Origin of the sequence: Amycolatopsis palatopharyngis, assembly GCF_003385185.1 — a bacterium.
Taxonomy (GTDB): Bacteria; Actinomycetota; Actinomycetes; order Mycobacteriales; family Pseudonocardiaceae; genus Amycolatopsis; species Amycolatopsis palatopharyngis.
The window spans coordinates 17,584-43,274 of record NZ_PQHZ01000028.1 but is presented as its reverse complement, the minus strand read 5'-3'; the positions used below and the strand labels follow the sequence as shown (position 1 = coordinate 43,274).

The 25,691-nt window shown below is 70.0% G+C and carries 21 protein-coding genes; 12 read left to right on the top strand and 9 right to left on the bottom strand.

Annotation, left to right across the window (positions count from 1 at the left end):
• Nucleotides 1-86: 86 nt before the first annotated feature.
• The 3 genes from D0C15_RS20710 to D0C15_RS20700 are packed head-to-tail and all read right to left on the bottom strand — an operon-like array spanning nucleotide 87 to nucleotide 3,106.
• Nucleotides 87-1,034, bottom strand: coding sequence for a TAXI family TRAP transporter solute-binding subunit (locus D0C15_RS20710; protein ID WP_116048090.1), 948 nt, complete (start codon nucleotides 1,032-1,034; stop codon nucleotides 87-89).
• Nucleotides 1,031-2,440, bottom strand: coding sequence for a sensor histidine kinase (locus D0C15_RS20705; RefSeq protein ID WP_116048088.1), 1,410 nt, complete (start codon nucleotides 2,438-2,440; stop codon nucleotides 1,031-1,033). The genes D0C15_RS20710 and D0C15_RS20705 overlap by 4 nt, the downstream gene beginning before the upstream one ends.
• A gap of 3 nt (nucleotides 2,441-2,443) precedes the next feature.
• The gene (locus D0C15_RS20700) at nucleotides 2,444-3,106 is read right to left on the bottom strand and encodes a response regulator transcription factor (protein WP_116048086.1); all 663 of its coding nucleotides are present in this window, start codon (nucleotides 3,104-3,106) and stop codon (nucleotides 2,444-2,446) included.
• A 190-nt stretch (nucleotides 3,107-3,296) separates the two neighbouring features.
• Here D0C15_RS20700 and fabG point away from each other — a divergent pair, with 190 nt between their 5' ends.
• The 4 genes from fabG (at nucleotide 3,297) to D0C15_RS20680 (ending at nucleotide 6,949) form a co-directional block, all read left to right on the top strand.
• Nucleotides 3,297-4,001 carry a beta-ketoacyl-ACP reductase gene (gene fabG / locus D0C15_RS20695; protein ID WP_116048191.1) on the top strand — a complete coding sequence of 235 codons (705 nt, stop codon included), beginning with the start codon at nucleotides 3,297-3,299 and terminating at the stop codon, nucleotides 3,999-4,001.
• Between the two features lie 125 nt (nucleotides 4,002-4,126).
• Nucleotides 4,127-4,894, top strand: coding sequence for an enoyl-ACP reductase FabI (fabI, locus tag D0C15_RS20690; RefSeq protein ID WP_116048083.1), 768 nt, complete (start codon nucleotides 4,127-4,129; stop codon nucleotides 4,892-4,894).
• Nucleotides 4,895-4,949: 55 nt separating this feature from the next.
• Nucleotides 4,950-5,828, top strand: coding sequence for a proline dehydrogenase family protein (locus D0C15_RS20685; RefSeq protein WP_116048188.1), 879 nt, complete (start codon nucleotides 4,950-4,952; stop codon nucleotides 5,826-5,828).
• A 68-nt stretch (nucleotides 5,829-5,896) separates the two neighbouring features.
• Complete coding sequence (locus tag D0C15_RS20680; RefSeq protein WP_245976055.1) at nucleotides 5,897-6,949, top strand: ferrochelatase; 1,053 nt, start codon at nucleotides 5,897-5,899, stop codon at nucleotides 6,947-6,949.
• Nucleotides 6,950-7,044: 95 nt separating this feature from the next.
• On the opposite strand, the gene D0C15_RS20675 is transcribed toward D0C15_RS20680, so the two are convergent.
• Nucleotides 7,045-7,842, bottom strand: a complete 798-nt coding sequence (locus tag D0C15_RS20675) for a hypothetical protein (RefSeq protein ID WP_116048080.1) — start codon at nucleotides 7,840-7,842, stop codon at nucleotides 7,045-7,047.
• 126 nt (nucleotides 7,843-7,968) lie between these two features.
• Between D0C15_RS20675 and D0C15_RS20670 the strand changes: the two genes are divergently transcribed.
• On the top strand, nucleotides 7,969-9,345 hold the full coding sequence (locus D0C15_RS20670; RefSeq protein WP_425455410.1) for a sigma 54-interacting transcriptional regulator: 1,377 nt from the start codon (nucleotides 7,969-7,971) through the stop codon (nucleotides 9,343-9,345).
• Nucleotides 9,342-11,297, top strand: a complete 1,956-nt coding sequence (locus D0C15_RS20665; protein ID WP_116048074.1) for a vWA domain-containing protein — start codon at nucleotides 9,342-9,344, stop codon at nucleotides 11,295-11,297. The genes D0C15_RS20670 and D0C15_RS20665 overlap by 4 nt, the downstream gene beginning before the upstream one ends.
• 25 nt (nucleotides 11,298-11,322) lie before the next feature.
• On the opposite strand, the gene D0C15_RS20660 is transcribed toward D0C15_RS20665, so the two are convergent.
• The 3 genes from D0C15_RS20660 to D0C15_RS20650 all read right to left on the bottom strand — a co-directional run bounded on the left by D0C15_RS20660 (nucleotide 11,323) and on the right by D0C15_RS20650 (nucleotide 14,291).
• Nucleotides 11,323-11,565 (bottom strand): hypothetical protein, encoded by a 243-nt coding sequence (locus D0C15_RS20660; protein WP_116048071.1) that lies wholly within the window; start codon nucleotides 11,563-11,565, stop codon nucleotides 11,323-11,325.
• Between the two features lie 27 nt (nucleotides 11,566-11,592).
• A complete protein-coding gene (locus D0C15_RS20655) occupies nucleotides 11,593-12,780 on the bottom strand; it encodes a S8 family serine peptidase (protein ID WP_116048069.1) in 1,188 nt (395 codons plus the stop codon).
• A gap of 122 nt (nucleotides 12,781-12,902) precedes the next feature.
• Nucleotides 12,903-14,291 (bottom strand): cytochrome P450, encoded by a 1,389-nt coding sequence (locus tag D0C15_RS20650; RefSeq protein ID WP_116048068.1) that lies wholly within the window; start codon nucleotides 14,289-14,291, stop codon nucleotides 12,903-12,905.
• 97 nt (nucleotides 14,292-14,388) lie between these two features.
• Between D0C15_RS20650 and D0C15_RS20645 the strand changes: the two genes are divergently transcribed.
• Nucleotides 14,389-15,021, top strand: coding sequence for a TetR/AcrR family transcriptional regulator (locus D0C15_RS20645; RefSeq protein WP_116048184.1), 633 nt, complete (start codon nucleotides 14,389-14,391; stop codon nucleotides 15,019-15,021).
• Between the two features lie 9 nt (nucleotides 15,022-15,030).
• Nucleotides 15,031-16,269 carry a cysteine--1-D-myo-inosityl 2-amino-2-deoxy-alpha-D-glucopyranoside ligase gene (gene mshC / locus D0C15_RS20640; protein ID WP_116048065.1) on the top strand — a complete coding sequence of 413 codons (1,239 nt, stop codon included), beginning with the start codon at nucleotides 15,031-15,033 and terminating at the stop codon, nucleotides 16,267-16,269.
• Here mshC and D0C15_RS20635 read toward each other — a convergent pair.
• Entirely contained in the window at nucleotides 16,266-17,969 is a 1,704-nt protein-coding gene (locus D0C15_RS20635) for an ABC-F family ATP-binding cassette domain-containing protein (RefSeq protein WP_116048182.1), read from the bottom strand. The two genes, mshC and D0C15_RS20635, sit on opposite strands and share 4 nt — an antisense overlap.
• 251 nt (nucleotides 17,970-18,220) lie before the next feature.
• On the opposite strand from D0C15_RS20635, the gene D0C15_RS20630 reads away from it, so the two are divergent.
• From D0C15_RS20630 to D0C15_RS20620, 3 genes are read left to right on the top strand one after another with little or no spacing between them, the layout of a single operon-like run.
• Entirely contained in the window at nucleotides 18,221-18,808 is a 588-nt protein-coding gene (locus tag D0C15_RS20630) for an ArsR/SmtB family transcription factor (protein ID WP_116048063.1), read from the top strand.
• Nucleotides 18,808-20,151, top strand: coding sequence for an MFS transporter (locus tag D0C15_RS20625; RefSeq protein WP_116048060.1), 1,344 nt, complete (start codon nucleotides 18,808-18,810; stop codon nucleotides 20,149-20,151). Before D0C15_RS20630 ends, D0C15_RS20625 begins: the two co-directional genes overlap by 1 nt.
• Complete coding sequence (locus tag D0C15_RS20620) at nucleotides 20,052-20,876, top strand: metallophosphoesterase family protein (protein WP_116048058.1); 825 nt, start codon at nucleotides 20,052-20,054, stop codon at nucleotides 20,874-20,876. Before D0C15_RS20625 ends, D0C15_RS20620 begins: the two co-directional genes overlap by 100 nt.
• A gap of 101 nt (nucleotides 20,877-20,977) precedes the next feature.
• Here the strand turns inward: D0C15_RS20620 and D0C15_RS20615 are convergent, their stop codons facing one another.
• Nucleotides 20,978-21,802 carry a PAC2 family protein gene (locus tag D0C15_RS20615; protein ID WP_116048180.1) on the bottom strand — a complete coding sequence of 275 codons (825 nt, stop codon included), beginning with the start codon at nucleotides 21,800-21,802 and terminating at the stop codon, nucleotides 20,978-20,980.
• Between the two features lie 312 nt (nucleotides 21,803-22,114).
• On the opposite strand from D0C15_RS20615, the gene metH reads away from it, so the two are divergent.
• Nucleotides 22,115-25,675, top strand: a complete 3,561-nt coding sequence (gene metH / locus D0C15_RS20610; protein WP_116048056.1) for a methionine synthase — start codon at nucleotides 22,115-22,117, stop codon at nucleotides 25,673-25,675.
• Nucleotides 25,676-25,691: the final 16 nt, after the last annotated feature.

Here is a 25,691-nt window from a genome sequence, read left to right as displayed (position 1 = left end):
TCTAGGCCCATTGGTGAAGATCATCCGGGTACGGCACCCCGGAGCCGGGTGTATAATGGCCTATACGGCGCCGCCATCAGGTCGCGCTATCCGTGCAGGGTGCGGTAAGCGCTCGCGGCACCCTCATGGAGCGGCAGGGACGCGGTTCCGATGAGCGTCCGGACGTCGAGGTACTGGGTGCCCGCCGCCTGGGGAGGAACGAGATCGGCGGCGCGGGTCGCGAGCACCCTGGCTACCGCGCCCGCGACATCGCCGGGCAGTTCGCTGCCGCAGACCAACAGGTTCGCGACTCCGATGGTGGAGTGCCCGCTCACCCGGGGGTAGGCGTCGGCGGGCACCCGGACCTGCGCGTAGACCGGACCGTAGGTGGAGCGCATGGCGGGCAGCTCATCGTCGAGGGGGAGCAGGACAAGGGGGGTGCTCTCGCTGAGTCCGGCGATCGCGGGCGTCGGTACCCCGCCGGACCACAGGAGCCCGTCGATGGAGCCGTCCCGCAGGGCGGCCACGGCGTCCGCGAGACCGCGGTGTTCGGTGCGGGGCCGGACACCTGCGGCGCGCATCAGCCGGGCTCCGGTCACCGCCGCGCCGGAACCGCTGGCCCCCAGTGAGACCCGGCGGCCTTCGAGGTCGGCCACCGACCGGATCGGCCCGTCGGAGCGGACCAGCAGTTGCAGATAGTTCTCGTACACCCGGCCAACCGCACGCAGCGGCACCGGCCTGGGAAACGGCCAGTCGCCTGCCACCGCCGCCTCCGCGACGTCCGCGAGTGCGAGTCCGAGATCGGCGCTGCCCGCACGCACGGCGTGAATGTTGGCCACGCTGGCCTCGGTGGACACGGCCGAGCAGCGCAGCCGCGGTTCGGCGCGGGTGACCTGGTCGGCGAGCAGGCGCGCGAACTCCAGATAGAAGCCGCCGCTTTCGCCCGCGGCGATCGTGACCTGGCGTTCGGGCCCCTGATATCCCGCTCTCGAACAGCCAGCGAGGAGCCAGAGCGCACCGGTCAGGACGGACCGCCTGGTACGAGTGGCGGTCACCGCGGTGCTCCGGAGGGGGCGAGCGGCAGTTCGATCGACACAGTGAGCCCGTGCGGCCGTGTCCTTTCGAGCACCAGCCGAGCACCCCGCGCGGCGAGCTGGCGCTGCGCGATGGCCAATCCGAGGCCGGTACCACGGGAATGCTCCGTTCCCGGCCCTCGCCAGAACCGTTCGGTCGCCCGCGCCAGTTGTGGTTCGGTCAGCCCAGGTCCGTCGTCGGCGACGACGAGTGCCGCCATTCCCGTGTCACTCCGGGCGGTGCACGAGATTCGCACCCTGGCTCCGCGGCCCGCGTAGCCGATGGCGTTGCCCAGAACGACGTCGAGCACCTGCGACAGATCCGACTCCGGGAAGTTCACCGGCAGTGCCCCCGTACCGGGTTCGGGCGCCAAGCCGACTTCGGCCCGTTCGGCCGCCGTGGACCACGCATCGACGCGTTCCGCGATCACCGTCGGCACGTCGGCGGGTGCGTCCTGGTCACCGATTCCCGCCGCGACGCTCGTGCCGGCGCTCTCGGCGACGGCCAGCGCCAGCAGACCGTCCAGTAAGGACTCCAATCGCTCCACTTCGGTCACCGTAGCCTGGTACGCCCGGTTGCCGGGCTCGTCGACGTGCCCGGCGAGCGAGTCGACCCGCAGCCGCAGGGCGGCCAAGGGGTTGCGCAGCTGATGCGAGGTGTCCGCGATGAGCCGCCGCTGTTGCTCGGCGGCGGCGACCACGGCATCGGACATCCGGTTGAACGATGTGGCCAGCGCCCGCAACTCCTGGGGACCGGCGCCCGCTGGTACCTGCGCCCTGTGGCCCTCCGCGACCGTGTGCACCCCGCGCTCCAGCGCGTGCAGCGGACGCAGTACCCAGCGGGCGAGCACCATGGCCAGCAGTACGAACGCCAGGCCTGCCAGCAGAGCGCCGGCGACGATCGAAACCCAGCGCAGCGTGACGTCCCGTGCGGCGGCGTCGACGGAAGCGCGGAGCACGACGGCCCCGGAGACCCTGGTACCGGTGCCGACGGGGCGGGCGAACAGAATCGGCTCCTTCGACCACGGCAGGATGGTGGCCGGGCGGGGGCCGGGCTGGTTCCGGACGGCCCCCGCGACGAGGTCACGCACTCGGGGGTTCGCCGTGGACAGTCCGGCCTGTACGAGTGGGAGCCCCTGCCGGTCGGTCACGACCACGCCTTCACGATAGAGCTCGCTGTAGCGCTCGGCGTCCGCCGCGAGGGCGCTGACGTCTCCGGACTCCACCGCGACCTGGGCCAGTTCGGCGAACCGGTCGAGGTCGGCGCTGCGCCCGATCAGCAGTTCCTGCGTGCGCTGTCCCGCCGTGCTGGCCAGCAGGGGTGCGGCGAACCCCGCGACGGCGGCGAGCGCGAACGCGACGAGGACGATCAGGAGCCTGCGGCGCATCGCTCACTCGCCCAGCCGGTAGCCGTAGCCGCGAATGGTGACGACGAGCCCGGGCGTGGCGAGCTTCGCGCGGAGCTGGGTGAGGTGCACGTCGAGCGACCGCGAGACGGCGAGGTGGGCGTCGCCCCAAACCTCGTCCATGACCTGCTGTCTGCTCACGGCCGTGCCCCGGCGGGCGGCGAGCACCGCGAGGACGTCGAACTCCTTGGCGGTCAGCGCCACCTCGCGGCCCCCCGAGCGCACCCGCCGGGCGCCGAGATCGATCTCGACGTCTCCCACGCGCACCGTCGCGGGCGCCTCGCCGGACTGCCGCAGGGCGGTCCTGCGCGCCACCGCCTCCATCCGCGCGAGCAGTTCGGCGAGCCGGACCGGTTTGGTCAGGTAGTCGTCCGCCCCGAGCCGGAGGCCGCGCACCACCGTGCGTTCGTCACCACGAGCGGTGAGCACCAGCACCGGAACCGCCGAGACCTGCCGGATGCGGTGCAGTACGTCGAGCCCGTCCACATCCGGCAGGCCGAGGTCGAGCAGCACCAGATCGGCCTCGCGGTGCCGGGTGAGGGCGTCCATCCCGCGCGCCACCCTGGTGACCTGATGACCGGGAGTGCGCAGGCTCTCAGCGAGCGCGCCAGCGACGCCGTCGTCGTCCTCGACGAGCAGGACTCGCACGTCAGCACCTCCGCGTCGCCCTCGGATCACACCTGCCAGTGGCCTTGTTCACCGAGTGTGTCCTACACCATGCCGGGTTACTCGGGGGTATCGGCCGCGCGGACGCGACTGGCACAGCGGGAGCCGATAGCCTCAGCGCGACCGTCGGCAGCAGGCGGTGACGCATCCAGCGATTTTCGAGGAGTACTACGTGGCACGTTCGGTTCTGGTCACCGGTGGCAATCGTGGCATCGGTCTTGCCATCGCGCGTGATCTCGCCGAGCAGGGACACAAGGTCGCGGTGACGCACCGTGGCTCCGGCGCCCCGGAAGGACTGTTCGGCGTCCAGGCCGACGTCACCGACACCGAGCAGGTGGATGCCGCCTTCAAGGAGGTCGAGGAGCACCAGGGGCCGGTGGAGGTGCTGGTCTCCAACGCGGGGATCACCGACGACACGTTGCTCATGCGGATGAGTGAGGACCAGTTCACCCGCGTCGTGGACGCGAACCTCACCGGCGCCTACCGGGTCGCGAAGCGTGCTTCGCGCGGGATGCTGCGCGCCAAATGGGGCCGCTTCGTGTTCATCTCCTCGGTCGTCGGGCTGACGGGTTCGGCGGGCCAGCTCAACTACGCCGCGAGCAAGGCCGGTCTCGTGGGCCTGGCCCGCTCGCTGGCCAGGGAACTGGGCTCCCGGAACATCACGGCCAACGTGGTGGCACCCGGTTTCGTCGGCACCGACATGACCGACGCACTGGGTGAGGAGCGGAAGAAGGAGATCCTCGCCCAGATCCCCTCGGGCCGCTACGCGGACCCGGCCGAGATCGCCGCCGCCGTGCGGTACCTGTCCTCCGAGGAGGCGGGGTACGTCAACGGAGCCGTGCTGCCGGTCGACGGCGGCCTCGGTATGGGCCACTGAACAGGGCGGAGCGAGAACCGCGGACTGCGAGGTCATGGTGATCGGCCGATCGCGGACCCGGATTCTCCGACAGGCTCTGTGCACAACCAGCCAGAAGTAGCAACAACCCCAGAACTGGAGGACAGGTGTCCGGACTGCTCGAAGGCAAGCGACTACTGATCACCGGGGTGATCACCGACGCGTCGCTCGCGTTCCACGCCGCCAAGATGGCCCAGGAGCAGGGCGCCAAGGTGGTGCTCACCGGCTTCGGCAGGCTCTCCCTCGTGGAGCGGATCGCCAAGCGGCTGCCCGAACCGGCGCCGGTGATCGAACTCGACGTGCAGAACCAGGAGCACCTGGACACGCTGGCCGATCGCGTGCGTGAGCACGTCGACGGGCTCGACGGAGTGCTGCACTCGATCGGTTTCGCGCCACCCTCATGCCTCGGCGCTCCGTTCATGGACGCGCCGTGGAAGGACGTCTCCACCGCCGTCGAGGTCTCCGCGTACTCGTTCAAGTCCCTCGCGGTCGCCACGCTGCCGCTACTCGCCAGGGGCTCGTCCATCGTCGGTATGGACTTCGACGCCAGGGTCGCTTGGCCGGTCTACAACTGGATGGGCGTGGCCAAGGCGGCGCTCGAGTCGGTCAACCGGTACCTCGCCAGGGATCTCGGGCCGCAGGGGATCCGGGTGAACCTGGTGACCGCGGGCCCGATGAAGACGATGGCGGCGAAGTCCATCCCCGGCTTCGGCGAGCTGGAGGAAGGCTGGGGCGACCGTGCCCCGCTCGGCTGGGACAGCTCCGACCCGATACCGACGGCCAAGACCGTCTGCGCGGCGCTCTCCGACTGGCTGCCCGCGACCACCGGCTCGATGATCTGGGTCGACGGCGGCGTGCACGCTCTCGGCGTCTGACGTCCGCGCCTTCCGGCTCGGGGCGCGGCGGGTGGCGGTCGGTAGGTTGGCGATCGTGAGCATCGATCGCGTCATCCTATTCCGCCTCGCCACCAACAGCCTTCTCGAACGTGGCGTCCGGGCTGCGCCGCCCGCCGAGCGACTGGCCTGGCGTGCGGCCGCTCGTTACGTCGCGGGGACAACGGCGGAGGATGCCGTACGAACCGCGCACCAGCTGCACGAGCGTGGTGTGGCGAGCAGTATCGACCAGTTCGGCGAGCTCGTCAGGGACGCCGCTGAAGCCGAACGGGTCGCCGAGGACTACCTCCGGCTGGCAGGTGAACTGCGGGTGCTGCCGGACGACGCGTGGTTGTCGGTCGACCTGTCCCATCTCGGGTTGGACGTCGACACCGGCTACTGCGCGGACAAACTGAGCGCCGTCGCGGAGAAGCTGCCGCCCGGACGCCGCGTTCAGGTGGGTGCGGAGGACTACGACCGGGCCGATGCGGTGCTGGAGTGTGTCCTGACCGCCGCGGGAAACGGCCTCGCGGACCGGATCGGGGCGACTGTGCAGGCGAACCTGCGACGCTCGGAGCGCGACCTCGACCGTCTCGTGGATGCGGGTGTCCACGTGCGACTGGTGAAGGGCGCCTACGTCGAGCCCGCGGATCGGGCGTTGCCCTACGGCGAGCCCACGGACATCGCCTTCACCCGCCTCGCCCACCGGCTGGCCGAGGCCGACGCGAGCTTCGCGCTGGCCACCCACGACGGGGTGCTCCGGGAGGCTCTGCTCGCCGCGCTCGGGCCACGTCCGGTCGAGCAGTTGCTCGGCGTGCGTCCCGCCACCCTGGACGACCTCGTCGCCCGTGGTGTTCCGGTGCGGGTGTACGTGCCCTTCGGGGACGACTGGTTCCGTTACTGGATGCGGCGGCTGGCCGAGTCCAGGGGCAGCTGAACCCGCGGGTGCCGGGCACCGGGGCCCCGGATCTGCGCGAGCGCGGTCACAGCGCGAAGATGGGCACCGTGAGTGAGCTTTCCTATGACGCGGTGTTGTGGCTGTCCTTCGGTGGTCCGGAGGGGCCGGACGAGGTGCTGCCGTTCCTCGAGAACGTGACTCGCGGCAGGGGAGTGCCGCGAGCGCGGCTGGCGGAGGTCGCCGAGCACTACCACCACTTCGGTGGTGTGTCACCGATCAACCGGCTCAACCTCGAGGCGATCGCGGCCGTCCGCAAGGAGCTGGAGGGTCAGGGGCTCGACCTGCCGGTCTACTTCGGCAACCGGAACTGGCACCCGCTGGTCGAGGACACGCTGGCCGAGATGGCCGGCGCTGGCGTGCGGCGGGCACTGGTCTTTCCCACCAGCGCATACGGCGGCTACTCGGCGTGCAGGCAGTACGACGAGGACATCGTGCGAGCCAGGGCCGCGGTGGGGGAGAACGCCCCCGAGCTGACGAAACTACGGCAGTTCTTCGACCACCCGCTGTTCGTCTCGGCGTTCGCCGACGGTGTCCGGGCCGCGCACGCCGCACTCGGTTCGCCGGAGGGCGCCCGCACGATCTTCGTCGCACACTCCATCCCGGACAGCGCGGACGTCGCGGCCGGACCGCCCGGCTCCGGCGGCCGCAGGTACTCCCGGCAGATCGCCGAAGCGGCGCGGCTGGTGGCGGCCGAGGCGGGTGTGGCCGATTACGACGTGGTGTGGCAGTCCCGTTCCGGTCCGCCGACAATGCCCTGGCTGGAGCCGGACATCGTGGACCATCTCGGCGCGGTGCACGCGCAGGGGGCCACCTCGGTGGTCGTCTGCCCGGTCGGGTTCGTCTCAGACCACCTGGAGGTGGTGTGGGATCTGGACAACGAGGCCGCGGAGCGAGCCGCCGAACTCGGGATGGGCTTCGCCAGGGTGCCGACACCGAACGGTGACCCCCGCTTCGCCCAGCTCGTCGTCGAGCTGGTCCGCGAGCACTGTTCGGGAGCGCCACCGCGCGCCCTCTCGGACTTCCCGACGGCCGGCTGCACGGTCAACGGCGCACCCTGCGCCATCGGCTGTTGCGAACCCCCGAAGCGCCGCGCCCCCTGACCCCGACTTGGCAGTTCCCGGCCCTGACTTGGCAGTTCCCGTGGCCGAGTTCGCAGTTCCGGGGCGGGAGTTCGCAGTTCCCGTGGCAGGCCGGCCTAGGTCTGCCGGTCGGCGTCGCCACTGAGCACGCGCACGGCCTCGGTGACGGCGGCACACCGAGCCGTGCGGACGGCGTCGGACAGCGGGCGCAGCGCCTCGGAACGTTGTGCCGCGGCCGATGCCGACAACGCACCACCCGGTTCGTCGGTCATGGCGAGGGCGAGGATGGCCTCCACCTCGTCCGCCCGTTGCAGGACCAGCAGACAGCGGCCGGGCATCGGTGCGGGCCAGCCCGGCCGAGGTGCTGAGCGCAGACGCGCCTTCAGTTCCCCGCGCACGCCGGGGCGATCCCGTGCGACGTCGAGTTGCTGCAACGTTCCCGCGCTGACGCGGACCGCGTCGGTGAGCAGATGCTCGGCCTCGCCGATCCCGACGAACTCGGGCTCGGTGCCCACCGGGATCTGGTGCACGATCCAGCGCAGCAGGCCTTCCGCGATCGGCTCGGGCACGACGGCGCAGCCGGCGGAGGGAAACAGCGCCGCTTCACCCGAGCGCAGGGCGGCCTCGGTGAACGGTCCTCCGCCGCCAAGGCCGCGAACGTCGCCGGGGACCGGCAGGGTCAGCCGGGCATCGGCGGCGCCGATCCGGCGCAGTGCGCCGAGCAATTGCGCGGGTTGCGCGGGAACAGCGCCGGACACGGGCAGGTCGAGCCACTCCGCCGTTTCTGCATCGGCGGCGACCACCTCATGCGCCGTGCCCCACGCGCCGAGCGCGTCAAGGGCGTTGTCGGATGCGGCGGCGCCGTTCAGCCACGCCGAGGACCAGACCGAGAGGGTCGCACTGGGACAGCACACGGCGATCCAGACTAGATGCCGTCTTCGCGAGGCGGGAAACCCGGTGGGTGGAGTTGCTCCACGTCGACGCCAGGGCGATCGGGAAGTAGCGTCGCGGGAGTGAGCAACAGTTCCCCACCAGCGGACCTGCCCCGTACCGCCGGAGCGTTGCGCGAGGCGGGGAATTCCCCGCGTGGCGTCAAGACGGAGATCCACGACAACCTGCTCGACGCGCTGCGGTTGGGGCGGGACCCGTGGCCCGGGATGGTCGGGTTCTCCAGAACAGTGCTGCCGCAGTTGGAACGGGCACTGCTGGCCGGGCACGACGTCGTGCTGCTCGGTGAGCGAGGTCAGGGCAAGACCCGGCTCCTGCGCACACTGGCCGGCCTGCTCGACGAGTGGACACCGGTGATCGAGGGGTCGGAACTGGCCGAGCACCCCTTGCGGCCGATCACCCCCGCCTCCCGGCGCAGGGCGGCCGAACTCGGCGACGACCTCCCGGTGGCCTGGCTGCACCGCGACGAGCGCTACACCGAGAAGCTCGCCACGCCGGACACATCGGTCGGGGACCTGATCGGTGACGTCGACCCGGTCAAGGTCGCCGAGGGGCGGAGTCTGGGTGATCCCGAGACCATCCACTTCGGACTCGTGCCCCGGTCGCACCGCGGGATCGTCGCGATCAACGAGCTGCCTGACCTCGCCGAACGGATTCAGGTCGCGCTGCTCAACGTGATGGAGGAGCGCGACATCCAGGTTCGGGGGTACACCCTGAGGTTGCCGCTTGACGTCCTGCTGGTGGCCACAGCGAACCCCGAGGACTACACGAACCGGGGCCGGATCATCACCCCCCTCAAGGACCGCTTCGGCGCCGAGATACGCACGCACTACCCACTCGATCTGGACGCGGAGATCGGTGTCGTCCGGCAGGAGGCCCGGCTGGTCGCCGAGGTCGGTACGCCGTTGCTCGAGGTTCTCGCCCGGTTCGTCCGCGGTCTGCGCGAGTCCAACGTGGTCGACCAGCGATCGGGGGTGTCGGCGAGGTTCGCCGTCGCCGCCGCCGAGACGGTCGCCGCTGCCGCACTGCGGCGTTCGGCACTCACCGGGGAGCAACCCGCCGTGGCCCGGCCGGTCGACCTCGACTCGGTACCGGCGGTACTGCGCGGCAAGCTCGAGTTCGAGCCCGGCGAGGAGGGCAGGGAGACCGAGCACCTGACGCACCTGCTGCGCAGGGCGGTCGCCGAAACGGCGCGGGAACGCTTCGCCGGGCTCGACCTGACCCCGCTCGGGAACGCGGTCGCCGACGGGCATCTGGTGGCGACCGGTGAGCGAGTGCCGGGCAAGGAGCTCCTCGCCGCGCTGCCGGAACTGCCCGTGCTACACGAGGTCGCGCAGCGGGCGGGCGTGGGCGCCGACGAACCACCCAGCCGGATCGCCGCCGCGGTCGAGCTCGCGCTGGAGTCGCTCTACCTCGCCCGCAAGCTCGCCAAGGACGCCGACGACCACACGACGGTGTACGGACCGTGACCGCGCCCGGCTACTCCTACGGCCCCTGGCACGAGGGGCCGGATCCGCTCGCCGCGCCCGCGGACCTTCGGGAGGCGTTGGACGAGATCGGCCAGGAGGTGATGGCCGGTGCGTCGCCCCGCTCGGCACTGGAGGAGTTGCTGCGCAGGGGCACGAGGGACACGGCAGGCCTGGACGAGCTGACCCGGCGGGTATGGCAGCGCCGGTCGGAGATCCAGCGACGCCATCGCCTGGACGGGACGCTGCAGGAGGTGCGGCAGCTGCTGGACGCGGCCGTGGCCGCCGAACGCGCTGACCTCTTCCCGGACCCGTCCGACGACGCGCGCTTCCAGGAGGCCGTGCTGGACGCGTTGCCCTCAGGCACGGCGGCCGCGGTGCGCGAGCTGGCGGAGTACGACTGGCGCTCGGCGGAGGGCAGGCAGAACTACGAGCGGATCCGCGACCTGCTGGGCAGGGAGTTGCTCGACTCCCGGTTCGAGGGAATGAAGAACGCGCTGCAGGAGACCGGCAGCGCCGACGTCGAGCGGATCAACCAGATGCTGGCGGATCTGAACGCACTGCTGTCCGCGCACGCACAGGGCTTCGCCGACGTGCCGCAACGCTTCGCGGAGTTCATGAGCAGACATGGCGAGTTCTTCCCCGAACAGCCGAGGACGGTCGACGAACTCATCGACGTGCTGGCGGCGAGGGCGGCCGCGGCACAGCGGATGCTCAACTCGATGTCGCCCGAGCAGCGGGCCGAACTGGCCGAGCTGTCCCAGCAGGCCTTCGGTGACTCGCGGATGGCCGAGCAACTGTCGGCGCTGGACGGGCAGCTGCGGGCACTGCGGCCGAGGCAGGATTGGGATTCCTCGGCGCGGTTTCGTGGCGACGACTCACTCGGGTTCGGCGAGGGGGTGCGCGCGATGACCGATCTCGCCGAGCTGGACGCACTGGCCGAGCAGCTTTCGCAGTCGTATCCCGGCGCCAGGCTGGAGGACATCGATTCCGACGCGCTGATCCGCCAGCTCGGCGAGGACGCGGGGGTCGACGCGCGCAGGCTCGCCGAGCTCGAACGGGAGCTGCGCAGGCAGGGCTTGTTCGAGCGGACGGCGGACGGATCGCTGCGCCTGTCACCGAAGGCGTTGCGCCGCCTCGCCGAGACGGCGTTGTCCGACGTGATCAAGACACTGCGTGGTCGCGCGGGTCAGCGGGAGACCGCGACCGCGGGCGCAGCGGGAGAGCTGACCGGTTCGAGCAGGCCGTGGCAGTTCGGCGACACACAGCCCTGGGCTGTCTCCAGGACGGTCCGCAACGCCGTCCTGCGCACCGCGGCCGGGGGGACGGGGCGCGGTACCGAGCTCGACGTGTCCGATGTCGAGGTGGTCGAGACCGAGCAGCGCGCGCGGGCCGCGGTCGCGCTGTGCGTGGACACCTCCTGGTCGATGGTGCAGGAGGGCCGCTGGCTGCCGATGAAACGCACGGCCCTCGCCCTGCAGCAGCTGATCGCCACCCGGTTCCGGGGGGACGCGCTGCAGCTGATCACCTTCGGCCGCTACGCCACCGCGGTGGAGCTGGCCGAACTGGTCGGCCTGGAAGGCGCGTGGGAGCAGGGCACCAACGCCCACCACGCACTACTGCTCGCGGGCCGACACCTGCGCAGGAACCCGGGCGCTCGGCCCGTGGTACTGCTGGTCACCGACGGCGAGCCCACCGCGCACCTGGAACCGGACGGGACGGCGGAGTTCGACTACCCGCCCAGTCCGCGAACGCTGGCGAAGACGCTGACGGAGGTCGACCGGCTGGGGAAACTCGGTACCTCACTCACCGTCTTCCGGCTGGGTGACGACTCTCGGCTGACGTCGTTCGTGGATCTGCTGGCCCGGCGCGCGGGCGGGCGCGTGGTGGCCCCCGACCTCGGTGGTCTCGGAGCCGCCGTGGTCGAGGACTACCTGCACACACGCAGGTCCTGAGGATCGCGGGCGCGCGAGAGCGTGCCTACTGGGGCCCCTCTTCCGGCGGCAGCTGATAGGTCCGGTCGAACTCGACATCGACGACCCCTGACACGTCCTTCAGTGAGCCGAGCGATCCATCGTGCACCCAGCCGGTGACCGTCCCGATGACGTCCTGCACGTCCTGCACACGCAGCCCGGCGGTGCGCAGCGCATCGACGACGTCGCCGATGCGGTCGAGGTTGTCGTCGGCGATCGAGACGATGACCCTGTGGTCGTCCTCGGCCATACGGCCTCCCTGCGGCGGCCCGGACGGTTACCGGGGTGCGTGGACGAGTCCAGCACCGATATCGGTGGAAGGCAAGGGCAGTCGGATGGCGCTCTGCCCGAGCCTGGCCCACAGTTCCCAGCCGCGGGCTCCGTGCTGCTGCGCGATGAGCGCGGCGACGCCAGCGACATGCGGTGTCGCCATGCTGGTGCCGCTGATGCGCCGGTGCCGCGTCGGCATGGGCCAGCTGGAATGCACGTCCACACCGGGCCCGGCGAGGTCCACGGCGCGTTCCTCGTCGACACTGCCGGAGGAGAAGTCGGCGACAGCGTTGTGTACGTCCACCGCCCCGACCGCCATGATCGAGGGGCAGTTGGCCGGGTGGCCGATGGGTGCGATCACCCCGGAGGACCGTCTGCTCTCGTTGCCCGCCGCCGCGATGATCAGGGTGCCCTTGCCGACGGCACGCCGGGCGACCCGCTCGAAGGTGGGGGAGTGCGGGTCGCCGGGCCGGACCGCCGCGCCGAGTGACATCGACACCACCGCGCAGCCATGCATGATCGCCCACGCGATCCCGGCCAGAATGCCTCCGTCACTGCCGGAGCCCGCGTTGCTGAGCACCTTGCCCGCGTAGATCTCCACCTCGGGTGCCACGCCGTAGCCCGGGCCCGTGTCCGGATCCCGCGGCCCGCAGGCTGTGCCGATGCAGTGCGTGCCGTGGCCGTGCCCGTCGGCGATGTCCTCACCCTCGATGAACGACCGGGTCTGTACGACACGGCCCGCGAAGTCCGGGTGCTCGAGGTCGAATCCGGTGTCGAGGACGGCCAGCCGCACACCCGCGCCGGTGGCGGGGCTGTCCGGCGCTCCGACCGCCTGTAGTCCCCAGGTGAAGGTGGTCTCGTCCACGGCGCCCGGTTCCACAGCCGGGGCGGCGGGGGCGATCGCGTGCACCGTGCGCTCTCGTTCCACACCCGCGATCGCGCCGCGTTCCATGATCGAACGGTTGAGGGCGTCCGCCTGGTCCGCGCCCGCTGTGATGACGGCGACGCCGAGTTCGTGGAGCAGCAGACCGTCGAGGCCCGTGGACAGCGATACCGAATCGCCGGCGAGGTCCGCGGTGCTCGCGGTACGGATGCCGGCGACACGCGCCATCGTGCGAACGCCCTCGTCCGCGGCGTCGTCCTCGAGCAGGACCAGGTACCGGCCGGTCGTTCCGTCACCAACCGCGTCCGTCATGGTGGCCACCTTCTTCGCCTTGGGGATGGGAGTGACATCTCCAGGATCGAACCCAGCGTCAGAAATGTAACGCAGATCACGTCACTATTGCGTTACGATCGGCTACGAATTGTGACAAAGCGTCATCGGCGTGGCCAGGCCACCACCCGAGCACCGCGCGCGGGCACCATCGTGATGTGCCGCGCTTTGGCCGGTTCCGGCCGCGGCCGATCCGCAGCGATGCGGTAGCGGCTCAGAACCGAGCGCAGCATCACCGTCGCCTCCATGAGAGAGAACCCGGCTCCGAGGCAACGCCGGACGCCACCGCCGAAGGGTAGCCACGTGCCGGTCGGCGGTCCTTCGCCGAGGAACCGGTCCGGGCGGAACTTTTCCGGGTCGGCGTGATGCGCCGGATCACCCTGGACCAGGGCGATCGAGGGCATCACCGTGTGTCCCGCGGGGATCCGGTAGCCGCCGACGACGAGGTCGGTGGTCAGTTTGCGGGCGACCTCGGAGATCACCGGATGCAGCCGCATCGACTCCTTGGCCACGGCCTCGAGGTACTTGTCATCCTCCTGTGTCCGACCGTCGGCCGCGCGGATCGCCCTGTCCAGCAGCGCGGGATGCCGGGCCAGTTCGTGTAGCGCCCAGGCCAGCGCCGTGGCGGTGGTCTCGTGGCCGGCCAGCAGGAGGGTGACCAGCTGGTCCCGCAGTTCGACGTCGGAGAGCCGTTCCCCGTCGACGGTGACCAGCAGGAGCCGGGAGAGCACGTCGCCGCGGTCGGCGAGGTCGCCGGCCAGCTTTCGTTCGCCGATCTCGGCGTAGAGCAGTTCGTCGACCCGCTGCTGTCCGCGCGCGTAACGGCGCCACGGGCCGATGCGCTGTAGTTTCGGGTTGTGCCAGCCGAGGATGTCGATCGGCCCGACGTCGACGAGCCTGCCGAGCAGCATTCGCAGCTCATCCAGTCGTGGCCCCTCGGCCACGCCGAACACGACCCGCAGGATGACCTCCAGGGTGAGCGCCTGCATCCTCGCGTGTGTGGGGAAGGGACGGCCGGTGGGCCAGCGCGCGGCCTCCGCGTCGGCGAGTTCGGACACCATGTCGCGGTAGCCCCGCAGGGCCGCGCCGTGGAAGGCGGGCATCAGCAGTTTACGGGCGCGCAGGTGCTGGTCCTCGTCGGTGAGCAGCACCGAGTGCTCGCCCATGACCGGCTTGAGGATCACGTTGCCCTCGCCGGCGTGGAACACGGTGTTGGAACCACTGAAGATGGCGCGGATGAGTTCGACGTCGGCGATCTCGACCACCGAACGTTCGGGGTAGATGCGCAGGCGGACGACGTCACCGTAGCGGCGGCGCAGTTTCGGCAACCAGGTGTGCCTGCGTGTGCTGAACAGCAGCGTCTGGACGGCGACGGGAAGGCGCGGACCCGGCGGTGGCGGTGCGACCGCGAGCTCGGCCGTGTCGATGCCGGTGATTGCCGTGATTGCGGTGTTCGCGGTGTTCGCGGTGTTCGCGGTGTTCGCGGTGGTCATGGTGCGGCTCCTCGACGAGCGGGCGACCTCCCTATTTACACACCCGTATAAGTTTGGTGTCAAGGGTCACTCCTGGACGCGGCTTTATGCTGTGCCGGTGGGGCACCGGGAACAGTTGCTGGTCGCGGCACGCACGCTGCTGCAGGAGCGGGGCTACGCGCACATCACGGCACGCGACCTCGTCGCCGAGTCGGGTACCAACCTGCATTCGATCGGTTACCACTTCGGCTCGAAGGCCGGATTGCTGAACGCGGCGATCGGTGAGGTCTTCGAGGAGTGGACCGAGCAGCTGGCCAGGATCGCCATGGCCGACCCCGCCGCGTCCCCGATCGAACGTGGCCGGATCACCTGGGTGGCGATGCTCGACAGTCTCGCGGAGAAGCGCGCCCTGCTGTTGTCCTATGTGGAGGCGCTTGCACAGGCCGAGCGCACTCCTTCGCTGCGCGAGCAGTTCGCGGAGCAGTATCGCCGATGCCGGGAGCGGGTGGCCGTGCTCGCCGCCGAGTCGCTCGGCGGAGACGTCCGGCCCGACGATCCTCGCTGCACCGCGCTGGCCGGGTTCGTGATCGCGGTCTGCGACGGCCTCTCCGTGCAGTGGCTGCTCGACCCCGAGGGAGCGCCCAACGGCGAGCAGCTCGCCGCGGGACTCGCGATGATGTGGTCGGCTTCGGCGGCGGTGCCCGGCCGGACGGTTCCACCAGGTGGGCAGCCGGTGACGGACTGGACTTAGGGTTGGGTCATGCAGACTTGGTCATCCGTCGCCCTTCCCCGCGTACCAGGAACCCCGCCGGCGCTGCGATTGTTCGACACCGCGGCAGGTGAGGTCCGGCCGACGGCGCCGGGGTCGGTGGCGCGCATGTACGTCTGTGGCATCACCCCGTACGACGCGACGCACCTCGGGCACGCGGCGACCTACCTCGCCTTCGACCTCGTGCACCGGCTGTGGCTCGACGCTGGGCACGAGGTGCACTACGTGCAGAACGTCACCGACATCGACGAGCCGCTGCTGGAGCGCGCGGAACGGGACCAGGACGACTGGGTCGTGCTCGGGATGCGGGAGACCGCGTTGTTCCGGGAGGACATGGAGGCGCTGCGGGTGCTGCCGCCCCGTGAGTTCGTCGGCGCGGTGGAGAGCATTCCGGAGATCGTCGAAGTCGTCGCGAAGCTGCTGGCCGACGGCGCGGCCTACCGTGCCGACGACTCCGAGTACCCGGACATCTACTTCGATCATCGGGCCACCGGCCGGTTCGGCTACGAATCGAACTACGACGCGGAGACGATGGCCACGTTCTTCGCCGAGCGTGGTGGCGATCCCGACCGTCCTGGAAAGCGCGACCCGCTGGACGCCCTGTTGTGGCGGGTGGCCCGTCCCGGCGAGCCGTTCTGGGAGTCCGAGCTTGGAGCCGGGCGGCCGGGCTGGCACATCGAGTGCAGCGCGATCGCGGTGAACCGGGTAGGTATGGGGTTCGACGTCCAGGGGGGCGGATCGGACCTGGCGTTCCCGCACCACGAGTTCAGTGCCGCCCACGCCGAGGCGCTGACCGGCGAGCACCCGTTCGCCCGGCACTACGTGCACGCCGGCATGATCGGCCTCGACGGCGAGAAGATGTCCAAGTCCCGGGGCAATCTGGTGTTCGTCTCGCGTCTGCGCGCGAACGGGGTCGACAGTGGCGCGGTGCGGCTCGCGCTGCTCGCCGGGCATTACCGCGCCGACCGCGCGTGGACCGATGAGCTGCTGTCGCAGGCCGAGACCAGGCTGGACCGCTGGCGCCGGGCCGTCGCGGCGGTCACCGGCCCGGTCGCCGAGCCGGTCGTGGCGAGGCTCCGCGACCATCTCGCCGACGACCTCGACACACCCGCTGCACTCGCGGCGGTCGACGCTTGGGCCGACGAGGCCCTGCGCGGCCGCGGCGGTGACGACTCGGCGCCGAGCCGCATGCGCGACGCCATAGACGCCCTCCTGGGCATCTCCGCCTAACCCGACTTCGCAGTTCCGGGGCCTGACTTTGCAGTTCCGGGGGCTGACTTCGCAGTTGCCGGGGGGCGAGTTTGCAGTTGCCGGGCGCGAACAGCGGTCACCGAGCCGACGAGTTCGAGCCGCTCGCCTTCCCAGCCACGGCGCAGCCAGCGGTCGTGGGAGGCGACGACGACAGCACCGGGGGCGCTGCCGAGCGCCGCTGTCAGCTCCTCGGTGAGACTCAGTGAGATGTGGTTGGTCGGTTCGTCGAGCAGCAGCACCTGCGGCGGTGCGGCGATGAGCGTGGCGAGAGCCAGTCTGCGTCGTTGCCCCACGGAGAGGTTGCCCAGTTCGCGGTCCAGGTCCCGGACCGCGAGCAGGCCGAGGCTGGACAGCGTGGGTGCGTCGTCGCCGGCGACCGAGCGATAGAGCTGTCGCGGTGTCGTGGCCGGGTCCGGAAACCGGACGTCCTGGTCGAGCAGTCCGACCCGGACGCCGGGGGTGCGGCTGACCTGCCCGCGGACCGGTCGCAGCCGCCCCGCGAGCACCGAGAGCAGGGTGGACTTTCCCGCACCGTTGCCGCCGGTGACCAGCAACCGGCTTCCCGCGCCGACCGCGAGCCGCGCGATGTGCGGCAACCTGCCAGGGATCTCGACGTCGCACAGGGTCAGTGCGGCCTCGTCGGTTGCCTGCCGGGTCAGGGTGGCGGCGAACCGCAGGGGCGCAGGAGGTTTCGGCGTCTGCGTGCGCTCCAACTCGTCGAGTCGCGACTGGGCGTTGCGGACGCGCCGCGAGATCTGCCGCTGTATCCTGCCGCCCTTGTAGTCGTAGGCCATCTTCGCGTTGTCCGTCGGCGCCCGGTCGTGGTTGATGTCGCGGGCGGTCACCTCGACCGACCGGCGCAGTCTCCGCAGCTCGGCCTGCTCCTCGGTGAAGCGCTGCTCCCAGCGCAGGCGTTCGGCGCGTTTGGCCAGCAGGTAGTCGCTGTACCGGCCGCCGTAACGCATCGGCCCCTCGGCCGCGGGGTCCAGATCGACGATGTCGGTACACACCGAGTCGAGGAAGACGCGGTCGTGCGAGGACAGCACCACGACTCCGGGCAACGCACAAAGGTGGCCTTCGAGGAACTCCAGCGCGTCGTCGTCGAGATGGTTGGTGGGTTCGTCCAGTAGCAGTGCCGACGGTCGCCGGATCAACAGGGCGGCGAGCCCGAGGCGGGCACGCTGTCCGCCGGAGAGGGTGCCGAGCTCGCGTTCAGGTGCGAGCGCACCGAGACCGAGCCCCGTGCGGACCAGCGCCGCCCTGCGATCCGCGTCCCAGAGGTCGTGCGCCTGCGCCCACTCGAGAGCGTGCCCGTACTCGGCCAGTGCCGTTGCGTCGTCCGGGTGTTCGGGGAGGTGGCCGGCGAGCCGGTCCAGCCGGGTGGCGACGGCCCGGGTCTCGGCCAGCGCGTCGTCGATGACCGCCGCGACAACCGTTGAGGCCGGGTAGGGCAGTTCCTGGTCCAGGAAACCGACGTCGGCGGCGCCGGTGACCGTGCCTGCCTGCGGGAGCTGGCGGCCGGCCAGCAGCCGGAGCAGCGTGGATTTGCCGGTGCCGTTCTCGCCGACGAGACCGATCCGATGACCGGCGGCGGCGGTGAATGACAGCCCGTCGAAAACCACGCGGTCGCCATAGGCGAACGCGAGGTCGATGGTGCGCAGAAAAAGGTTGCCAGACAGCGGGATCACGTTCCTTGGCGAGTGGGGATACCCGCCGGGCACTGTCGAACCGGGAGCGGCGCTCAACCGGAACGGGCCTCGGGCGCGGGCGACTTCGCGGCATCAGTGGTCCATGATGCGAGCCAGTCTAATGCGACACCCGTAGTTTTAGTCAAGCGTTTTTCTATCGCTGTTCGCTGTTGACGGCGGTGTCCGAACAGGGCAATCTGAAAGAGATATTTCGAAAGGGTTCTTTCAGATCTGGGGACGCGATGAACGAACTACCCGAACGCAGACGGGTGCGGGATGTCGAACTGATGCGAGCGCTGGCTCATCCGTTGCGTGCGGCACTGCTCGACTACCTGATGGCGGTCGGCCCGCGTACGGCCAGTGAATGCGCGGCAGCCGTCGGCTCCTCGGCTTCGAACTGCAGCTGGCACCTGCGCAAGCTGGCGGAGCTCGGCCTGGTGGAACCCAGTGCGGCCGAAGACGGGCGGCAGCGACCGTGGCAGGCCCGCCAGGTCGGTCTCGAACTGGGCGAACTCGGTGCCGATCCCGCGATGCGAGCCGCTCGGCTCGCCGCGGCGGGCACGATGCTCGACACCGAGCAGGAGCTCACCCAGCGATACCTGGACGCGGTCGGTGACCTGGAGCCGCAGTGGCGGGACAGTGGTGGGCTGAACAGCTACGCGCTGACCGTCACCCCGGCGGAACTCAACGAGCTCGTGGCCTCCATCGACACGCTGCTTCGGCCGTACGTGAACAAGATCCGCGCCGATGTCCCAGAAGGTGCGCGAGCGGTGCACGTCGGGCTGCGGGCGTTCCTGCGCATCGAGGCGGACGGCGGCACCTCGTCGTGATGCGGCCAGGCGTACTACGGCAACCCGGGTTCGCCCGGCTGTGGACGGCCGCCTTCTTCTCCGAGACCGCGGAATGGATGCTGCAGGTCGCACTCCCCGTGCTCGTCTACCAGCTCACCGGATCGGCCGCCTCGACGGCCACGAGCATGATGCTCGGCCTGCTGCCCGCGGTGCTGATGAGCCCGTTGGCCGGGGTGCTCGCCGACCGGTACGAGCGCAGGTTGGTGTTGTTCCTGGTCTGCACCGGTCAGGCCGTGGTGGCGTTGCCCCTGCTGATTGCGGACGGCCAGGCAGCGCTGCCGCTGGTGTTCCTCGTGGTGGCCGCGCAGGCCTCGCTCGCGGCGTTGTTCGAGCCTGCCCGCAACGCCCTCGTGCCCGACCTGGTGGGAACGGATCAGGTCACCGCGGCGAACGGCCTGATGGGGGTGAACAGCAGCGTCGCCCGGCTCGTCGGGGCATCGCTCGGTGGCCTGTTGCTCGGATTCGGCGGACTGCCCTGGGTCGTGGGCGCCTATCTCGCCGCGCTGGCACTCGCCGGCGCGTTGTTGCTTCCGCGCTTCCCGGCACGGACCGTCGCACCCGTCGCGGGCACACCCATGGTGCGGCAGTGGCTCGACGGTCTCAACGCGATCCGCGACAATCCGATGTTGCGGCGCACCGGCGTCACCCTGCTGCTCTCGGCAATCGCGCAGGGCATGTTCCTGGTGCTGTTCGTACTCTTCGTGTTGGGGCGCCTCGGCGGTGGTGAACCCGAGGTGGGCCTGCTACGAGGGGTGCAGGCGGTCGGCGGACTGGTAGCGGGCGCCGTGGTCGCCACCGGGTTACGGCACGTACGCCCGTCGGCGTTGCTCGGCTGGGGAACCCTCGGGGTGGGGCTGGTGTCGGTGCTGATCTGGCATCTGCCCTCGGTCACCACCGAGTTCTGGGTGTACGCCGGGCTGTTCGCCCTCGTCGGCGCGCCGGGCGTCGTCTCGGCCTCGGGGCTGCTGTCGGTGTTGCAGACCGCCGCCGGACCACTGCTGGCGGGACGGGTGCTGAGCACGGCGTTCGCCGCGATGGCCGCGGGGACCGCACTCGGTATGCAATTGGCCGGTTCGCTCGTGGAACTGGTGGGCCTCACCGGCCTGCTCACGGTGCAGGCCGCGCTGCACGTACTCGCCGGATCGCTCGCGCTGGTCCTGCTCACCGGCTTCCCGCGGCGCGCAGGTGGGCCCGCGTTCGCGACCGCGGATACGGTGGTGGAGTGCCACACCTGCTCGCCACCAGCGACCTGCACGTCACACACCGGGGAAATGAGCCACTCCTCGACAGCGTCCGTTCCGCGAGCCGGGACGACTGGCTGATCGTCGCGGGAGACGTCGCGGAGCGGATGGACGTGGTCATCGAGACCCTGAGCACCCTGCGGGAGCGATTCGCGAAGGTCATCTGGGTGCCCGGCAACCACGAACTGTGGACCACTGGCAAGGAACCGGCGCAGTTCCGGGGGCAGGCGCGCTATGCCGAACTGGTTCGCCGGTGTCAGTCGATCGACGTGCTCACTCCGGAGGACGAGTTCGCGGTGTGGGAACACCACCCGCGACCGCTCACCATCGCGCCGCTTTTCCTGCTCTACGACTACTCGTGGCGCACGCCGGAGGCGGAGGGCAGATCGCTGGCCGAGGCGCTCGACCAGGCACGGGATGCGGGGGTTGTCTGTACGGACGAGTTCTTCCTGGACCCGGACCCGTTCCCGAGTCGTGCCGAGTGGTGCGCCGAGCGGCTCAAGGTCAGCGGAGAACGGCTGGCCGCGATCCCGCCCGAGCACGGGACCGTCCTCGTCTCACATTGGCCGCTGCACCGTCATCCGACCGAACCGTTGCACTATCCGGAGTTCGCGATGTGGTGCGGCACCTCGGAGACCGAGGACTGGCACCGCCGCTACCGCGCCGAGATCGCGGTGTACGGCCACCTGCACATACCGCGCACCACCTACCGGGACGGAGTGCGGTTCGAGGAGGTGTCCCTCGGTTATCCCCGTGAGTGGCGCAAGCGCGCCCGCGGCCCCGTCCCGCTGCGCACCCTCCTCTGACGGGGCGCATGCGGGATTCCCCCAATGTGGCTTTCGGGAACTTGAAGTTCCCCAATGTGGCATTGGGGAACTTCAACGTCCCCAATGCCACATTGGGGAACTCACCGCGCCGAGCCTGGGCCGTCCGGCCTGCGACGGCGCAGGTAGCGCTCGAACTCGGCGGCGATCTTGTCGCCACTGTTCTCGTCGAGGGTGATCTCGGCATCGCCGCGCTCCTCGAGTGAGCGGACGTAGTCGCTGATCTCCTCATCCTCGTCGGCCATCTCGCTGACCGTGCGCTGCCACTCCTCCGCCTGCTCGGGCAGAGCGCCCAGCGGGATCTCGACGTCGAGGACGTCCTCGAGCTTGTGCAGCAGTGCCAGCGTGGCCTTCGGTGACGGCGGGTGGGAAACGTAATGCGGAACCGCCGCCCACACCGAGACCGCCGGGATGCCCGCGCGTACGCACGCGTCCTGGAACACGCCCACGATGCCGGTCGGGCCCTGGTACCGATTGCGCTCCAGGTCGTACTTGGCCGCGGCTTTCGCGTCGAATGCGGTTCCCGTGACGGGAACCGGCCGGGTGTGCGCGGTGTCGGCCAGCAGGGCGCCGAGCGTCACCACGGTTGAGATCTGCAGCTTCTCCACATGCTCGAGCAGCTCCGCGCAGAACGCGCGCCAGCGCATGTTCGGCTCCGGCCCCTGCACGAGGACGACCTCGCGGTCGTATCCCTGTGGCTGGCAGATCACCAGCCGTGTGGTCGGCCATTCGACCATGCGCGTCACCCCGTCCACCATGCGGACTGTGGGCCTGCTCACTTGAAAGTCGTAGTAGTCGTCCGGGTCCAGCTCGGCCAGCGGCGACGCGTCCCAGTTGAGTTGCAGGTGTTCGATGGCGGTGCTGGCCGCGTCCCCCGCGTCGTTCCAGCCTTCGAAGGCCACCACCATCACCGGCTTCGGATCGCCCTCATCGGCCTCCTCGGCGTCGGCTTCAACCTCGTCACCAGGGGTTTCGTCCGGATTCGCGGGATCTGCGCCGGCGCCAACCGCGCCATCCGCGCCTTCGCCCTCGGTCTCGGGCGACTCGTCGGGTGTGTTGCTGGATCCGGGCTGCTGGTCCCGCTCCGCGGACTCAGCTGCTCGCCCGGCGTGCTCGCGTGCTGGGTCGGGAGCGTCGGGTGACATCTCGTAGGGGGGCTTGCTCACACCTGCCAGCCTACGACCAACGACCGGCCGGGCGGAGACCGTACTCTTGTACCCATGTCTGAACGCACTCCGTCACCACTGCTCGACGCCCTCGCCTCCCGTGTTGTGGTTGCCGACGGTGCTATGGGGACCGCGCTGCAGGCTCACGATCTGTCCCTCGACGACTTCGCCGGGCTCGAGGGCTGCAACGAGATCCTGAACGTCACACGCCCTGACGTCGTCCGGGGGATTCACCGGGGCTACCTGGCCGCTGGGGCGGACGCGATCGAAACCAACAGCTTCGGCGCGAACTTCGCCAATCTCGCCGAGTACGACATCGAGGATCGGATCTACGAGCTCTCCGAGTCGGGGGCCCGGCTGGCCAGGGAGGTCGCCGACGAGTTCGCGACCGCCGAGCGTCCCCGGTTCGTGCTTGGGTCGGTCGGTCCGGGGACGAAACTGCCGACGCTGGGCCACGCGCCCTTCACCAAGCTGCGGGACGCCTACGCGGAGGAGGTCCGCGGGCTGCTGGCAGGCGGGGTGGACGCGGTGCTGGTCGAGACCACCCAGGACATCCTCCAGACGAAGGCCTCGATCATCGGCGCGCACCGGGCGATGACCGCTGCTGGGCTGCACGTGCCGGTGATCGCGTCGATCACCGTGGAGACCACCGGGACGATGCTGCTCGGTACCGAGGTGGGTGCGGCACTGGCGGCGCTCGAACCGCTGGGTGTGGATGTCATCGGCCTCAACTGCGCCACCGGTCCCGCCGAGATGAGTGAGCATCTGCGCCAGCTCTCCCAGCAGGCCCGTGTCCCGCTGTCGGTCATGCCGAACGCGGGACTGCCGGAGCTGGGGCCGAACGGCGCGGTGTACCCCCTCGGACCCGAGGGACTCGCCGAGGCGCTGAGCGGGTTCGTCAGGGAGTTCGGTGTCGGCCTGGTCGGGGGGTGCTGCGGCACGACCGACGAGCACATCCGGCAGCTGGCCGAGGCCGTCGCGGATCTGCCGCCGAAGCCGCGCGATCCGCGACCGGAACCGGGCGTGTCGTCGCTGTACCAGGCGGTGCCGTTCGCGCAGGACGCCAGTGTGCTGGTGATCGGGGAGCGGACCAACGCCAACGGGTCGAAGGCCTTCCGGGAGGCGATGCTGGAGGGGCGCTACGAGGACTGCGTGGAGATCGCCCGCGAGCAGACCCGTGACGGGGCGCATCTGCTCGATCTGTGCGTGGACTACGTGGGCCGCGACGGCGCCGCGGACATGTCGGAGCTGGCTTCGCGGCTGGCCACGGCCTCGACCCTGCCGATCATGATCGACTCCACCGAGCCCGCCGTCCTCGAAGCGGGGCTGGAGCGGCTCGGCGGCCGCAGCGTGGTCAACAGCGTCAACTACGAGGACGGCGACGGCCCGGACTCCCGGTTCCAGCGGATCATGCGACTGGTCCGCGAACACGGCGCCGCCGTGGTCGTGATGTGCATCGACGAAGAGGGCCAGGCCCGCACCGCGGACTGGAAGGTGCGCATCGCCAGCCGCACGATCGAGGACCTGGTTACGAACTGGGGGATGCGGGTGTGCGACATCATCGTCGACACCCTGACGTTCCCGATCTCCACCGGCCAGGAGGAGGTCCGCAAGGACGCCATCGAGACCATCGAGGCCATTCGGCGGCTCAAGGAGCTCTACCCCGAGGTGCAGACCACACTCGGCGTCTCCAACGTCTCGTTCGGCCTGAACGCGGCGGCTCGGCAGGTGTTGAACTCGGTGTTCCTGCACGAGGCCGTGCGGGCCGGTCTGGACACCGCGATCGTGCACGCCTCGAAGATCCTGCCCATGGCTCGGATCCCGGACGAGCACCGCGAGGTGGCCCTGGACCTGGTGTACGACCGCCGGCGGGAGGGCTACGACCCGCTGCAGAAGCTGATGAGTCTGTTCGAGGGCAAGACGGCGGCGTCGAGCCGGGAGTCCCGCGCCGCGGAGCTGGCACGGCTGCCGTTGTTCGAGCGGCTGGAGCAGCGGATCGTGGACGGGGAGCGCAACGGTCTGGAAGCGGATCTGGACGCGGCGATGGCCGAGCGGCCGCCGCTGCAGATCATCAACGAGACGTTGCTGGCCGGGATGAAGACGGTCGGTGAGCTGTTCGGGTCGGGGCAGATGCAGTTGCCGTTCGTGCTGCAGTCGGCCGAGGTGATGAAGACGGCCGTGGCTCATCTCGAGCCGCATATGGAGAAGGACGACTCCGGTGGCAAGGGCCGGATCGTGCTGGCGACGGTCAAGGGCGATGTGCACGACATCGGCAAGAACCTGGTGGACATCATCCTGTCCAACAACGGCTACGAGGTGGTGAACCTCGGCATCAAGCAACCCATCACGTCCATCCTCGACGCCGCGGAGGAGAACCGGGTCGATGCGATCGGCATGTCCGGCCTGCTGGTGAAGTCGACGGTGATCATGAAGGAGAACCTCGAGGAGATGAACTCCAGGGGGGTCGCCACCCGGTGGCCGGTGCTGCTCGGCGGAGCCGCACTCACTCGCTCCTATGTGGAGAACGACCTCACCGATGTCTATATCGGACAGGTTCGTTACGCGCGGGACGCCTTCGAGGGACTGCGGTTGATGGACGCGATCATGGGCGCCAAACGCGGCGAGGTGCAGCCCGTGGACGCCGAGGCCGAGGAGAAGCGGGCCGAGCGTAAGGCGCGCAGGGAACGTTCGTTGCGCATCGCCGAAGCACGCAAGGCCAAACAGGCCGAGGAGGACCCACAACCGGTGCCCGCCCGGTCGGACGTGGCCACCGACGTACCCGTGCCGACCCCGCCGTTCTGGGGATCACGAGTGATCAAGGGCATCCCCTTGGCCGAGTACTCGGCCATGCTCGACGAGCGGGCCACCTTCATGGGCCAGTGGGGACTGCGTGGGGTCAAGGGCGGATCCGGGCCCACCTACGAGGAACTCGTGGAGACCGAGGGCAGGCCACGGCTGCGCTACTGGCTCGACCGGCTGGCCACCGACGGGATCCTGGCGCACTCCGCGGTGGTGTACGGCTACTTCCCGTGTGTGGCCGACGGCGACGACGTGGTCGTACTCAGCGAACCCGATCCCGGCGCCGCCGAACTCACCCGGTTCGGTTTCCCCCGGCAGCAACGGGATCGGCACCTCTGTCTCGCCGACTTCTACCGGCCGCGTGAGTTGGCTCGCGCTTCTGGCGGGGTGGATGTACTGCCCCTGACGCTGGTCACGATGGGACAGCCCATCGCCGACTACGCGAACGACCTGTTCGCGAACGACGCCTACCGGGACTACCTGGAGGTACACGGGCTCGGCGTGCAACTGGCCGAGGCGCTGGCCGAGTACTGGCACCGGAGGGTCCGGCAGGAACTGCAGTTCAGCTCGGGTGCGTCCATGGCCGACGAAGACCCGCCGGACGTCGAGGACTTCTTCAAACTCGGCTACCGGGGTGCGCGGTTCTCGCTCGGTTACGGCGCCTGCCCGAACCTGGAGGACCGGGCGAAGATCGCCGAGTTGCTCCGGCCCGAACGCATCGGGGTGAAGCTGTCGGAGGAGTTCCAGCTCCATCCGGAGCAGTCCACCGATGCCATCGTGGCTCATCATCCGGAAGCAAAGTACTTCAACACCTGAGTCCGGAGAATGCTGA

What these genes read in the sequence shown, in the direction of transcription:
- D0C15_RS20615 (WP_116048180.1), bottom strand. Translation starts at nt 21,802, where the DNA reads ATGGTGGTGGCCTTCGAAGGCTGGAACGACGCGGGGGACGCGGCCAGC.
- mshC (WP_116048065.1), top strand. Translation starts at nt 15,031, where the DNA reads ATGCAGACTTGGTCATCCGTCGCCCTTCCCCGCGTACCAGGAACCCCG.
- D0C15_RS20650 (WP_116048068.1), bottom strand. Translation starts at nt 14,291, where the DNA reads ATGACCACCGCGAACACCGCGAACACCGCGAACACCGCGAACACCGCA.
- D0C15_RS20705 (WP_116048088.1), bottom strand. Translation starts at nt 2,440, where the DNA reads ATGCGCCGCAGGCTCCTGATCGTCCTCGTCGCGTTCGCGCTCGCCGCC.
- D0C15_RS20630 (WP_116048063.1), top strand. Translation starts at nt 18,221, where the DNA reads ATGAACGAACTACCCGAACGCAGACGGGTGCGGGATGTCGAACTGATG.
- D0C15_RS20655 (WP_116048069.1), bottom strand. Translation starts at nt 12,780, where the DNA reads ATGACGGACGCGGTTGGTGACGGAACGACCGGCCGGTACCTGGTCCTG.
- metH (WP_116048056.1), top strand. Translation starts at nt 22,115, where the DNA reads ATGTCTGAACGCACTCCGTCACCACTGCTCGACGCCCTCGCCTCCCGT.
- D0C15_RS20625 (WP_116048060.1), top strand. Translation starts at nt 18,808, where the DNA reads ATGCGGCCAGGCGTACTACGGCAACCCGGGTTCGCCCGGCTGTGGACG.
- D0C15_RS20660 (WP_116048071.1), bottom strand. Translation starts at nt 11,565, where the DNA reads ATGGCCGAGGACGACCACAGGGTCATCGTCTCGATCGCCGACGACAAC.